General features: G+C 60.0%; 12 protein-coding genes. 7 read left to right on the plus strand and 5 right to left on the minus strand.

Going from position 1 to position 12,084, the window contains the following annotated elements; genetic code table 11:
• Positions 1-165: 165 nt before the first annotated feature.
• Entirely contained in the window at positions 166-1,257 is a 1,092-nt protein-coding gene (gene ychF, locus GT753_RS05960) for a redox-regulated ATPase YchF (RefSeq protein WP_033633304.1), read from the minus strand.
• A 334-nt stretch (positions 1,258-1,591) separates the two neighbouring features.
• Here ychF and GT753_RS05965 point away from each other — a divergent pair, with 334 nt between their 5' ends.
• Positions 1,592-3,121 (plus strand): SulP family inorganic anion transporter, encoded by a 1,530-nt coding sequence (locus GT753_RS05965; protein WP_160125381.1) that lies wholly within the window; start codon positions 1,592-1,594, stop codon positions 3,119-3,121.
• A 37-nt stretch (positions 3,122-3,158) separates the two neighbouring features.
• Here the strand turns inward: GT753_RS05965 and pth are convergent, their stop codons facing one another.
• Positions 3,159-3,749, minus strand: coding sequence for an aminoacyl-tRNA hydrolase (pth, locus tag GT753_RS05970; protein ID WP_021504829.1), 591 nt, complete (start codon positions 3,747-3,749; stop codon positions 3,159-3,161).
• Between the two features lie 301 nt (positions 3,750-4,050).
• On the opposite strand from pth, the gene ychH reads away from it, so the two are divergent.
• Positions 4,051-4,329 carry a stress-induced protein YchH gene (gene ychH / locus GT753_RS05975; protein ID WP_004941056.1) on the plus strand — a complete coding sequence of 93 codons (279 nt, stop codon included), beginning with the start codon at positions 4,051-4,053 and terminating at the stop codon, positions 4,327-4,329.
• Between the two features lie 185 nt (positions 4,330-4,514).
• On the opposite strand, the gene prs is transcribed toward ychH, so the two are convergent.
• From prs to lolB, 3 genes are all read right to left on the minus strand, one after another.
• Positions 4,515-5,462, minus strand: coding sequence for a ribose-phosphate diphosphokinase (gene prs / locus GT753_RS05980; protein WP_004941061.1), 948 nt, complete (start codon positions 5,460-5,462; stop codon positions 4,515-4,517).
• Between the two features lie 174 nt (positions 5,463-5,636).
• Positions 5,637-6,503 (minus strand): 4-(cytidine 5'-diphospho)-2-C-methyl-D-erythritol kinase, encoded by an 867-nt coding sequence (ispE, locus tag GT753_RS05985; RefSeq protein ID WP_088381484.1) that lies wholly within the window; start codon positions 6,501-6,503, stop codon positions 5,637-5,639.
• Complete coding sequence (gene lolB / locus GT753_RS05990) at positions 6,500-7,123, minus strand: lipoprotein insertase outer membrane protein LolB (RefSeq protein ID WP_160125382.1); 624 nt, start codon at positions 7,121-7,123, stop codon at positions 6,500-6,502. Before lolB ends, ispE begins: the two co-directional genes overlap by 4 nt.
• Positions 7,124-7,590: 467 nt before the next feature.
• Between lolB and hemA the strand changes: the two genes are divergently transcribed.
• The 5 genes from hemA to sirB1 are packed head-to-tail and all read left to right on the plus strand — an operon-like array spanning position 7,591 to position 12,051.
• On the plus strand, positions 7,591-8,853 hold the full coding sequence (gene hemA / locus GT753_RS05995; RefSeq protein ID WP_019454778.1) for a glutamyl-tRNA reductase: 1,263 nt from the start codon (positions 7,591-7,593) through the stop codon (positions 8,851-8,853).
• A 31-nt stretch (positions 8,854-8,884) separates the two neighbouring features.
• Complete coding sequence (prfA, locus tag GT753_RS06000) at positions 8,885-9,970, plus strand: peptide chain release factor 1 (protein ID WP_015377573.1); 1,086 nt, start codon at positions 8,885-8,887, stop codon at positions 9,968-9,970.
• Positions 9,970-10,803 carry a peptide chain release factor N(5)-glutamine methyltransferase gene (prmC, locus tag GT753_RS06005; RefSeq protein ID WP_049188211.1) on the plus strand — a complete coding sequence of 278 codons (834 nt, stop codon included), beginning with the start codon at positions 9,970-9,972 and terminating at the stop codon, positions 10,801-10,803. The genes prfA and prmC overlap by 1 nt, the downstream gene beginning before the upstream one ends.
• A gap of 40 nt (positions 10,804-10,843) precedes the next feature.
• The gene (locus tag GT753_RS06010; RefSeq protein ID WP_172575150.1) at positions 10,844-11,245 is read left to right on the plus strand and encodes a SirB2 family protein; all 402 of its coding nucleotides are present in this window, start codon (positions 10,844-10,846) and stop codon (positions 11,243-11,245) included.
• On the plus strand, positions 11,242-12,051 hold the full coding sequence (sirB1, locus tag GT753_RS06015) for an invasion regulator SirB1 (RefSeq protein WP_015377575.1): 810 nt from the start codon (positions 11,242-11,244) through the stop codon (positions 12,049-12,051). The genes GT753_RS06010 and sirB1 overlap by 4 nt, the downstream gene beginning before the upstream one ends.
• Positions 12,052-12,084 lie beyond the last annotated feature (33 nt).

Below are 12,084 nucleotides of genomic sequence, written 5' to 3' on the forward strand. Positions count from 1 at the left end.
TGCGCATCGCAATGTTAAGTACGTTTCGCCTCCAGCATTAGATCCCAATAGATCCCAATCTTTACTCCGATAAGCCAAAACGCAGAACCGAGAGACAAAAAAATCCACGCCGAAGCGTGGATTTTTCCGTTTCCGGCAGCGGAGAGAAACGCTGCGGGGAAGGGGTTAGACGTTGAACAAGAAGTTCATCACGTCGCCGTCTTTGACGATGTAGTCTTTACCTTCGGAACGCATTTTGCCGGCTTCTTTGGCGCCTTGCTCACCCTTGTAGGTGATGAAGTCGTCATAGGAGATGGTTTGGGCGCGGATAAAGCCTTTCTCGAAGTCGGTGTGGATCTTGCCGGCCGCCTGCGGGGCGGTGGCGCCGACCGGGATGGTCCAGGCACGCACTTCTTTCACGCCGGCGGTGAAGTAGGTCTGCAGGTTCAGCAGCTCGTAACCGGCGCGGATCACGCGGTTCAGGCCCGGCTCTTCCAGGCCCAGCTCGGCCATGAACTCGTCGCGCTCTTCGTCTTCCAGCTCGGCGATATCGGATTCCACAGCGGCGCACACGGCAACTACCACGGAGCCTTCGGCATCGGCGATTTTACGCACGGTGTCCAGGTACGGGTTGTTCTCGAAGCCGTCTTCGTTGACGTTGGCGATGTACATGGTCGGCTTCAGCGTCAGGAAGCTCAGGTATTTGATCGCCGCTTTGTCTTCCGCAGTCAGATCCAGCGCGCGCAGCATGCCGGCGTTTTCCAGGTGCGGCAGGCATTTCTCCAGCGCCGCCAGCTCGGCCTTGGCGTCTTTGTCGCCGCCTTTGGCTTTTTTCTGCACGCGGTGGATAGCGCGTTCGCAGGTGTCTAGGTCAGACAGCGCCAACTCGGTGTTGATGACGTCGATATCTTCGGCCGGATCGACCTTGTTGTTGACGTGAATGATGTTGTCGTTCTCGAAGCAGCGCACCACGTGGCCGATGGCTTCGGTTTCGCGGATGTTGGTCAGGAACTGGTTGCCCAGGCCTTCACCTTTAGACGCGCCTTTCACCAGGCCGGCGATGTCGACGAATTCCATGGTGGTTGGCAGAATGCGCTGCGGCTTGACGATCTCGGCCAGCTTATCCAGACGCGGATCGGGCATCGGCACCACACCGGTGTTCGGTTCAATGGTGCAGAACGGGAAGTTGGCTGCTTCAATGCCCGCTTTGGTCAACGCGTTGAACAGGGTGGATTTGCCTACGTTAGGCAGGCCGACGATACCGCATTTGAATCCCATGTTGTAATCACCTTAAATATCTTAACTATCAGCTGGTTAGATTTAACCGACTGCATAAAGGGCAAAATAATGCCGCCATTATACACGTAATGGGCGTTTATCTCGATCAGACTTGCTTGGCCGGGGCGAACGCAGCGCGGACGGCCGGTTTTTATTTGAGATTTGGATCACATTTACCCATACTGGCCATTCCGATTAACCGACAGGAAACGCGCCGGATGTATTTCTTGCCTACGCCACCCTGAGCTGTGCCCGCCTGCACTCTGCCGCCCCTTGCGGCTCCCCATACCCGCTACGCGGGGAGATGATGTCATCTGTCATAAGTGAATAATGCATGTTTAATCTGAGTAACGTCAGGATCGCGGACGTTAAAAATGAAGTCCTGGCAGGCTTTGTGGTGGCGGTTTCGATGATCCCCGAGGCGGTCGGCTTTTCGCTGGTCGCCGGTCTTTCGCCAATTGTCGGCTTGCATACCGCGTTTATTATCGGCCTGGTCACGGCGCTGTTCGGCGGCAAACCGGGCATGGTTTCCGGCGCCGCCGGCTCCATTGTGGTGGTGCTGATGAGCCTGGCGGCGCAGTACGGCATGGGTTACGTGCTGTGGGCCACGCTGTTTGCCGGGGCGATTCAAATCCTGATCGGCGCCTTCCGGCTGGGCAAGTTCATTCGTCTGGTGCCGCTGCCGGCGATCCACGGCTTCGTCAACGGCCTGGCGATCGTCATCATGCTGGCGCAGCTGAAGATGATCGCCGGGCAGGGGCCGCTGATGTACGGCCTGGTGGCGCTGGCGATTGCGGTGGTGGTGCTGTTCCCGCGCCTGACCAAGGCCATTCCGTCTTCGCTGGCGGCGCTGCTGGTGGTCTCGGCGTTGGCCATCGGCCTCAACCTGCACACGCTGCGGGTGGGCGATCTGGCGGACATTTCCGGCGCGCTGCCGCACTTTAGTCTGCCGACGGCGCCGTTTACCCTGGAGATGGTGCGGGTGGTGCTGCCCTATGCGGTGGTGATCGCCCTGGTCGGTTTGATTGAATCGCTGCTGACCATGACGGTGCTGGATGAAATGGGCGGCAAGAAGGGCAACGGCAATCGCGAGAGTATCGCGCAGGGCGCCGGTAACGCGGTATGCGGCCTGTTCGGCTGCTTCGCCGGCTGCGCGATGATCGGCCAGTCGATCATCAACTTCACCTCGGGCGGGCGCGGGCGCATCTCCGGTACGGTGGGCGCCATCCTGCTGATTCTGTTCGTGGTCAGCCTGTCGCGCTATATCGGCCTGCTGCCGGTGGCGGCGCTGGCCGGGGTGATGCTGGTGGTGTGTTACAACACCTTCGAGTGGAGCTCGCTGCGCCGCTTGCGCCGCATGCCGAAAGCCGACGCGCTGGTAATGATCGTCGTCACGCTGATCACCATCTTTACCGATCTGGCGGTGGCGGTGATCAGCGGGGTGATTATCTCGGCGCTGGTGTTCGCCTGGCAGCAGGCGCGCATCCGCGTGCGCCAGCGGCAGGTGACGGGCGACGTGGCGGTGTATCAACTGGATGGCCCGCTGTTCTTCGGCTCCGCCGCCGCTTTCGCCGAGCTGTTCGATCCGCAGAACGATCCGCAGAGCGTGGTGCTGGATTTTGCCGGCACCCGGGTGATGGATTCCAGCGGCGTGGAGGCGATCGATAAGCTGACGGCGCGTTATCTGGCGGCGGGGAAAAGCATTCGTCTGCGCCACCTGAGCGCTGACTGCGTGCGCCTGCTCAAACGCGCCGGGCCGTTCTGCAGCCATGAGCTGGACGATCCGCAGTATTACGTGGCGGAAGAGGGCTTCACCGCCGATGAGCGCCGGGTGGGCGAGGAAACCTTCAACCCGCGCGGCTAAAAGCAAGCAGCGGGCAGGGCGCCCGCTGCGGCAAGGATCAGGCCTGCGCCTTGAAGCTGTGCAGGCGCTGAACGGTTTTTTCCAGCCCGTCCTTCATCAGCATTTCGGTGCAGCGCAGCGACTCGTCGATCGCTTCGTCAATCATCTTCTGTTCGCTGGCCGGCGGCTTGCCGAGCACGAAGCCCACCACCTTGTTCTTGTCGCCCGGATGGCCGATGCCGATGCGCAGGCGATAGAAGTTCGGGTTGTTGCCGAACTTGTTTTGGATGTCTTTCAGGCCGTTGTGGCCACCGTTGCCGCCGCCGAGCTTGATTTTGGCCACGCCGGGCGGCAGATCCAGCTCGTCGTGCGCCACCAGGATCTCGCTGGGTTCGATGCGGTAGAAGTTGGCCATCGCCAGCACCGCTTTGCCGCTCAGGTTCATGAAGGTGGTCGGCACCAGCAGGCGCACGTCGTTGCCCGCCAGGTTCAAACGGGCGGTGTAGCCGAAGAACTTGCTCTCTTCTTTTAACTGCTGATTGTGGCGCTGGGCCAGCAGATCGACGTACCAGGCGCCGGCGTTGTGGCGTGTCTGGGCGTATTCCGCGCCCGGGTTGGCGAGGCCGACTATCAATTTAATACTGCTCACTGGGAGATTCGCTATGATCAGGGTAATGGAAAGTGCCTTAGTCTACCTGTCGGGGCGATGAATGACAAAACCCGATCTCTGCCGTCACCCTGGGTAAGAAAGACGAATGATTCATTAGCTGAATAATTCAATTTGTCCGCTAATTTTCAGTGCCGTGTTAAGAAGTGTCAATAATTCTTTACCATTTGTGATCGCCTCCGCAATCCCCTTGCCGCAACAGGGACTATACTTAACTTATCAAAGTAGGTTAACAAGTTGCAGCGTTATCCCGGTTGGCACATGGCAATCATGGAGGTGGCATATGAAACGTAGAAGCGCGGACAGAGTGGGCAACTTTTTTATGGGGCTGGGGCTGGTCGTGATGATCGGCGGCGTCGGATACTCAATTATTGCTGAAGTATCCCAGTTCAATCTGCCGCAATTTTTCGCCCACGGCGCCATCATGAGCATCTTCGTCGGCGCGCTGTTGTGGCTGGTGGGCGCACGTATCGGCGGCCGCGAACAGGTGGCGGATCGCTACTGGTGGGTAAAACACTTTGATAAACGGTGCCGCAACGATCAACATCGTTCGTCGCATTGATTAAAAAAGCAGAAGGGAAGCAAGAGCGGGGCAAGGGAACATCTGCCGTGCATTAAGGTTTGAGGTCATGTCGGACTACAAGTAGAAAACCCGTTGTTGCTCGCGCACCAACGGGTTTTTCTTTTTCTGCTGTCGGGCGCGCTATCTTTCCGGCGCAGTGGGCGCCGCACCGGAAAGACGACGAATTAATGCTCGAACATCGCAGAGATCGACTCTTCGTTGCTGATGCGGCGGATGGCTTCAGCCAGCATGCCGGACAGGGTCAGAGTGCGAACGTTTTTCAGTGCCTTGATTTCCGGCGACAGCGGAATGGTGTCGCAGACGATCACTTCATCAATCACCGAGTTCTTGATGTTGTCCACGGCGTTGCCGGAGAAGATCGGGTGCGTCGCGTAGGCGAATACGCGCTTGGCACCGCGTTCTTTCAACGCTTCAGCCGCTTTACACAAGGTGCCGCCGGTGTCGATCATGTCGTCGACCAGCACGCAGTCGCGGCCTGCCACGTCACCGATGATGTGCATCACCTGAGAAACGTTCGCGCGCGGGCGGCGTTTGTCGATGATGGCCATGTCGGTGTCGTTCAGCAGTTTGGCGATGGCGCGGGCGCGCACGACGCCGCCGATGTCCGGGGAAACCACGATCGGGTTTTCCAGGTTCTGCTGCAGCATGTCTTCCAGCAGGATCGGGCTGCCGAACACGTTGTCTACCGGTACGTCGAAGAAGCCTTGAATCTGCTCAGCATGCAGATCCACCGTCAGAACGCGGTCAACCCCTACGCTGGAGAGGAAATCGGCAACCACCTTGGCGGTGATTGGCACACGCGCGGAACGCACGCGGCGATCCTGGCGGGCATAGCCGAAGTAAGGGATAACGGCGGTAATACGACCTGCGGAGGCGCGACGCAGGGCGTCGACCATCACAACCAGTTCCATCAGGTTGTCGTTGGTCGGGGCACAGGTGGACTGGATGATGAAAATATCACCGCCGCGTACATTTTCGTTGATTTGCACGCTCACTTCGCCGTCGCTAAAACGACCTACAGCGGCGTCACCAAGGCTGGTGTACAAACGGTTGGCAATACGTTGTGCTAGTTCCGGGGTGGCGTTACCAGCAAAAAGCTTCATATCAGGCACGAGAAGAACCTCAGGCTTGCGTCCAGAGAAGATATTGTCATACGACATCGCCAAGGGGCAGTCGGCGACGCCGGCGCAATATACATACGGGTATGTAAAACTAAAATTGAGACCGCAGGCAGCGCAGGGATAACAGGGCCAGGTGTGCATGACCCTGCGCAGCGAAACGTTGAGCTACGACTCAAACCGCCCGGAACGAATGCGATGTAGTGGGGAGACGTTAACGCCGCGCGCTACAAAACCACACAACCACTCCGGGGCTTGATTTAACACCTGACGGGCGGCGATTTCTGTGTCGAATTCAGCAAACACACAAGCACCTGTGCCAGTCAGGCGTGACGGGGCGTATTCTAACAGCCATGAAAGAAGCTGTTCAACCTCGCGAAAACGTTTTCTTGCGATCGGTTCGCAATCATTTGCGTACGGCGCCTGCAACAGCTCACTTAAGGAGCGAACCGGGGTGTCCCTTTTCAATTCGGCGTCGCCGAAGATAACCGGCGTCGGGATGCCGACGCCGGGATGCGCCACCAGATACCATTTTTCCTGCGGCTCGGCCGGCTGCAGGCGCTCGCCGATGCCTTCGGCGAAGGCGGCGTGGCCGCGCACGAACACCGGCACGTCGGCGCCGAGGCTGAGCCCCAGCTCTGCCAGTTGGTCGTCGTCAAGGCCGCAGCGCCACTGTTCGTTCAGCGCCACCAGCACGGTGGCGGCGTTGGAGGAGCCGCCGCCCAAACCGCCGCCCATCGGCAGGCGCTTGTCGATGCTGATGTCGGCGCCGCGCGGTGCGGTCTGCAGACCCTGTTCATCACAATAGCGCTGCAGCAGGCGGGCGGCGCGCACGATCAGGTTCTGCTCGTCCGGCACGCCGTCGACCGGCGTCAGCAGGTTAATGCGATCGTCCTGGCGCGGGTCAATGGTCAGGGTGTCGCCGTAGTCCAAAAACTGGAACAGCGTCTGCAGCAGGTGATAGCCGTCTTCACGACGGCCGGTGATGTACAGAAACAGGTTGAGCTTCGCGGGGGAGGGCCACTGGCGGATCATTTGAGCGTCCAGTTATCCATTTTCAGTTTGATGCGTTGGTCGCCCTGCTGCAGCTCCAGACGGTTCGGCAGCGTCGGCTGCACCTCGGTGCTGTAGCTCTGGTAATCCACCTTCCAGGTTTGACCGCCTTGCTGGTAGGTCAGTTTGCTCAGGCGATATTGGTCATCCAGCGCAAAATCGCTGGCTTCGCCCGGCAGGCCGACCATCCACTGGCGCAGGTTGTTCAGCGGGATCGCCATCCCGGTCAGCTTGCGGATCATCTCTTCCGGGTTGTCGCTGACGTAGCGTTTGCCCTGGTTGTCGGTCAGATGCACCACGTTTTTCTGTACGTTGAGATCCATTTCCGTGCTGCCCAGCGGGTTAGTCAGCAGCAGGCGGTAGCGCTCCGGCGAAAACTGCTGCCAGAAGAAGCGGGCATAGACTTTTTTCTGATCAGACAAGTAGGCGAAGGAGCCGCGGGTCTGATAGGTGCTAAGCTGCTGCACCGCCTGCTCATGGGCGCGCCACTGCGGTGAGGTCGGGCTGGTGGCCGGGCCGGTTGGCTTGGTGGTGGTACAGGCGGCCAGCACCAGGCTGGCCAGCGGGATCAGACGGAGCAAACTAACTTTGCGTATTGGCATAACTTTTTCTTGTCCTTTTGTCCTTGCGGGCATGCGCGACGAAACCCGGGTTCAGCGCTCACGCTAACGGGGCGGCGGCGGCGCGTCAATTTTTTGCTGCATCGCGTTGAATCTTGCCGCGTTTATCGGCGTAGTGCCAACGCGGCGCGCGCGTCGGGGTTGCCATTAAGCGTAACACAATCGCCTGAAGGCGGGGGAGGCGCTCCCGATAAGCGGTGCAGAGTTGCGCAAACGCCAGCGTTATGTGCGCCGAATAGCGTGCGCGTCTTCGCAAACTGCGCTAAAATTTAAACCATCAACCCACCCTTTGACTATTTATCCCGCTGTATTTATTACTTATTCATTAATTGATGTCATCTATGACAGCGATTGAACGGAAGATGCGGTTGTTACTTTTATTGATCCCGCGCATCAAGTAGAATGCCGTTCAACGAGAACCCGTACCAACATAAGTATTACTCGAAGCAATGACCCTGCTGGCGTTAGGTATAAATCACAAAACCGCTCCGGTTTCTCTGCGTGAAAGGGTGACCTTCTCGCCAGAGTCCATCGATGAGGCGCTGACCAGCTTGCTCCAACAACCGTTGGTGCAGGGCGGCGTCGTGTTGTCCACCTGCAACCGCACCGAGCTGTACCTCAGCGTGGAGCAGCAGGAGCACATGCACGAACAGCTGGTCGCCTGGCTGTGCGCCTACCACAATCTGCGTCCGGAAGAGGTGAAGAAAAGCCTCTACTGGCATCAAGGCAACGACGCGGTCAGCCATCTGATGCGGGTGGCCAGCGGGTTGGACTCACTGGTGCTGGGCGAACCGCAGATCCTCGGCCAGGTGAAAAAGGCCTTCGCCGAGTCGCAACGCGGCCAGTCGCTGTCCGGCGAGCTGGAGCGTCTGTTCCAGAAATCCTTCTCCGTCGCCAAGCGCGTGCGCACCGAAACCGAAATCGGCGCCAGCGCGGTCTCCGTGGCGTTCGCCGCCTGTACGCTGGCGCGGCAGATCTTCGAATCGCTGGCCGATCTCAACGTCTTGCTGGTGGGCGCCGGTGAAACCATCGAGCTGGTGGCGCGCCACCTGCGCGAACACAAAGTGCGGCATATGATCATCGCTAACCGCACCCGCGAGCGCGCGCAATTGCTGGCGGACGAAGTCGGCGCGGAAGTGATCACCCTGCCGGAGATCGACGAACGCCTGGCGGACGCCGACATCATTATCAGTTCCACCGCCAGCCCGCTGCCGATCATCGGCAAAGGGATGGTGGAGCGGGCGCTGAAAGCGCGCCGCAACCAGCCGATGCTGCTGGTGGATATCGCCGTGCCGCGCGATATCGAGCCGGAGGTCGGCAAACTGGCCAACGCCTATCTGTACAGCGTGGACGATCTGCACGCCATCATTCAAAGCAACCTGGCGCAGCGCAAAGCGGCGGCGGTGCAGGCGGAATCGATCGTGCAGCAGGAAAGCACCAACTTTATGGCCTGGCTGCGTTCGCAGGGCGCGGTGGAAACCATCCGCGACTACCGTTCGCAGGCCGACCAGATCCGCGCAGAGATGGAGGCCAAAGCGCTGGCCGCCATCGCGCAGGGCGCCAACGTGGAGCAGGTTATTCACGAGCTGGCCCATAAACTGACCAACCGTCTTATTCATGCCCCTACCAAATCCCTCCAGCAGGCCGCCGGCGACGGTGACGTGGAGCGGTTGCAGTTATTACGCGACAGCCTCGGGCTGGATCAGCATTAGTTTTCTCTATTAACAGGGTTTATTACCACGCATGAAGCCTTCTATTGTTGCCAAACTGGAAGCGTTACAAGAGCGCCATGAAGAAGTGCAGGCGCTGCTCGGCGATGCCGGCGTCATCGCCGACCAAGACCGGTTCCGCGCGCTGTCGCGAGAATACGCGCAGCTGACCGACGTCAGCCGCTGCTTCCTGGAATGGCGTCAGGTGCAGGAGGATCTGGAGACGGCGGAAATGATGCTGGACGATCCGGAAATGCGCGAGATGGCGCAGGAAGAGCTGAAACAGGCGCGGGCGAGCAGCGAAGCGCTGGAACAGCAGCTGCAGGTGTTGCTGCTGCCGAAAGATCCGGATGATGAGCGCAGCTGTTTCCTCGAAGTGCGCGCCGGCACCGGCGGCGATGAGGCGGCGATCTTCGCCGGCGATCTGTTCCGCATGTACAGCCGTTACGCCGAAGGCCGCCGCTGGCGCGTCGAGGTGATGAGCGCCAACGAAGGCGAACACGGCGGCTTCAAAGAAGTGATCGCCAAAGTTTCCGGCGACGGCGTGTACGGCCAGCTGAAGTTTGAATCCGGCGGCCACCGCGTGCAGCGCGTGCCGGAAACCGAATCCCAGGGGCGCATCCACACCTCCGCCTGCACCGTGGCGGTGATGCCGGAAGTGCCGGAAGCCGAGCTGCCGGACATCAACCCAGGCGATCTGAAAATCGACACCTTCCGCTCCTCCGGCGCCGGCGGCCAGCACGTTAACACCACCGATTCGGCGATCCGCATCACCCACCTGCCGACCGGCATCGTGGTGGAGTGCCAGGACGAACGTTCACAGCACAAAAACAAAGCCAAGGCGATGTCGGTGCTGGGCGCGCGCATTCGTGCCGCCGAGATGGCCAAGCGCCAGCAGGCCGAGGCGTCCACTCGCCGCAACCTGCTGGGCAGCGGCGATCGTTCCGATCGCAACCGCACCTACAACTTCCCGCAGGGGCGGGTGACCGACCACCGCATCAACTTGACGCTTTACCGCCTGGACGAAGTGATGGAAGGCAAACTGGACATGCTGATCCAGCCGATCGTGCAGGAGTATCAGGCCGATCAGCTGGCGGCGCTGTCCGCCGAGCAAGAGTGATGGATTATCAACACTGGCTGAAAGCCGCCGCCGCGCGTTTGACCCACAGCGACAGCGCCCGGCGTGACGCGGAAATCCTGTTGGGTTTCGTGACCGGCAAGGCCAGAACCTTCCTGATGGCGTTCGGGGAAACCCTGCTGACGCCGCCGCAGCAACAGCAGCTGGAGACGCTGCTGGCGCGCCGCGAACGCGGTGAGCCGGTGGCCTATCTGGTGGGCGAGCGCGAGTTTTGGTCGCTGCCGCTGTCGGTCTCGCCCGCGACGCTGATCCCGCGCCCGGATACCGAATGCCTGGTGGAACTGGCGCTGGCGCGCCTGCCGCCGCAACCCTGCCACTTCCTCGATCTCGGCACCGGCACCGGCGCCATCGCGCTGGCGCTGGCCAGCGAGCGCCCGGATTGTTCGGCTATCGGCGTCGATGTGCAGCCGGAGGCGGTTGCGCTGGCGCAGCACAATGCGCACAAGCTGAAGATCGACAACGTCCGATTTTTACAGGGCAGCTGGTTTGCGCCCGTCGCGGGGCAACGTTTCGCGCTGATCGCCAGCAATCCGCCCTATATCGACGCCGCCGATCCGCATTTGTCACAGGGCGACGTGCGCTTCGAGCCGGGCAGTGCGCTGGTCGCCGCCGAGCATGGCTTGGCGGATCTGGCCGCCATCGTGCGCCAGGCGCCGCACTATCTGCAGCCGCAGGGCTGGCTGCTGTTGGAACATGGCTGGCAGCAGGGTGAGAGCGTGCGCGCGTTGCTGCAGGCCGCCGGATTTTCCGCTGTCGCCACCCACCGTGATTACGGCGACAACGACCGCGTGACGCTCGGCCAATGGCCGGGATAAGCGCCCTCATAATAACGACGCCCGGGCCATTTAAGGGAGCATCATGACTGCATACACCGCGTTGAAACATTTCCATTTGCTGACGGTCGCCATCAGTATTACCTTGTTTGTGCTGCGTTTCTTTTGGCAGTGGCGCCGTTCGCCGATCATGGGCCGCCGCTGGGTCAAGATAGCGCCGCACCTGAATGACACGCTGCTGTTCGTCAGCGGCATCGCGCTGGTGGTGACGTTCGGGTTTTATCCGCTGCTGGGTATGGACTCATGGCTGACCGAGAAGCTGTTTGGCGTTATTATCTATATCCTGCTTGGCTACGTCGCATTGGGCAAGAAGACCAAAAATCAGCGGCTGCGAACCGTGGCGTTCGTGCTGGCGTTGGGCTGCCTGTACCTGATAATTAAACTTGCCACGACGAAAATACCGTTTCTGATGGGATACCTATGAGTAGCATTGCTGATTTTGAATTTAACACCTCGCCGCTGAGCGAAGGGGTGATCCTGGTGTCGCAGTCGGTGCGGCGCGATTTCCCGGCTGCCGACGTGGAGCGCAAGCTGCAACAACTGGTGGACGAAGCGCGCGCGGTGGTGCCGGCCGATATCACTCAGGAGCAGCAACTGGATGCGCTCATTGAACTGTTCTACAAGACCTGGGGATTCGGCGGCGCCAGCGGCGTGTACCGCCTGTCGGACGCCATCTGGCTGGACAAGGTGCTGGAGGGGCGGCAGGGCACGCCGGTTTCGCTCGGCACCATCTTCCTGCACATCGCCAACGCGCTGGATCTGCCGCTGCTGCCGGTGATTTTCCCCACTCAGCTGATCCTGCGCGCCGATTGGCTGGATGAAGAGCTGTGGCTGATCAACCCGCTGAACGGCGAAACCCTGAGCGAACACCAGCTGGAAGTGTGGATCAAGGGCAACCTGGGGCTGGGCGCCGAGCTGGAAGACGACGATCTCGACGAATCCGAGAATATCATGGTGGTGCGCAAGATGCTGGATACGTTGAAGGCCGCCCTGATGGAAGAAAAGCAGCTGGAAATGGCGCTGCGCACCAGCGAAACGGTGCTGTGCTTCGATCCGGAAGATCCGTACGAGATCCGCGACCGCGGGCTGATTTACGCCCAGCTGGAGTGCAACCATATCGCGATTTCCGATCTCAACTATTTTGTCGAGCAGTGCCCTGAGGACCCGGTCAGCGAAGTGATCAAAGTGCAGATCCATTCGATTGAGCCGAAACAGGTGACGCTGCATTAATTCAATGACTCCGTGCAGTTTGCAAGGCGACGG

It is taken from the genome of Serratia sp. Z4 (genome assembly GCF_009900725.1).
In the GTDB taxonomy this organism is placed as follows: Bacteria; Pseudomonadota; Gammaproteobacteria; order Enterobacterales; family Enterobacteriaceae; genus Serratia; species Serratia nematodiphila.

Excerpts from the sequence above, each read along its gene's own strand:
- prmC (WP_049188211.1), top strand. The coding sequence starts at position 9,970 with ATGGATTATCAACACTGGCTGAAAGCCGCCGCCGCGCGTTTGACCCAC.
- ychH (WP_004941056.1), top strand. The coding sequence starts at position 4,051 with ATGAAACGTAGAAGCGCGGACAGAGTGGGCAACTTTTTTATGGGGCTG.
- GT753_RS05965 (WP_160125381.1), top strand. The coding sequence starts at position 1,592 with ATGTTTAATCTGAGTAACGTCAGGATCGCGGACGTTAAAAATGAAGTC.
- prfA (WP_015377573.1), top strand. The coding sequence starts at position 8,885 with ATGAAGCCTTCTATTGTTGCCAAACTGGAAGCGTTACAAGAGCGCCAT.
- lolB (WP_160125382.1), bottom strand. The coding sequence starts at position 7,123 with ATGCCAATACGCAAAGTTAGTTTGCTCCGTCTGATCCCGCTGGCCAGC.
- hemA (WP_019454778.1), top strand. The coding sequence starts at position 7,591 with ATGACCCTGCTGGCGTTAGGTATAAATCACAAAACCGCTCCGGTTTCT.
- sirB1 (WP_015377575.1), top strand. The coding sequence starts at position 11,242 with ATGAGTAGCATTGCTGATTTTGAATTTAACACCTCGCCGCTGAGCGAA.
- ispE (WP_088381484.1), bottom strand. The coding sequence starts at position 6,503 with ATGATCCGCCAGTGGCCCTCCCCCGCGAAGCTCAACCTGTTTCTGTAC.
- ychF (WP_033633304.1), bottom strand. The coding sequence starts at position 1,257 with ATGGGATTCAAATGCGGTATCGTCGGCCTGCCTAACGTAGGCAAATCC.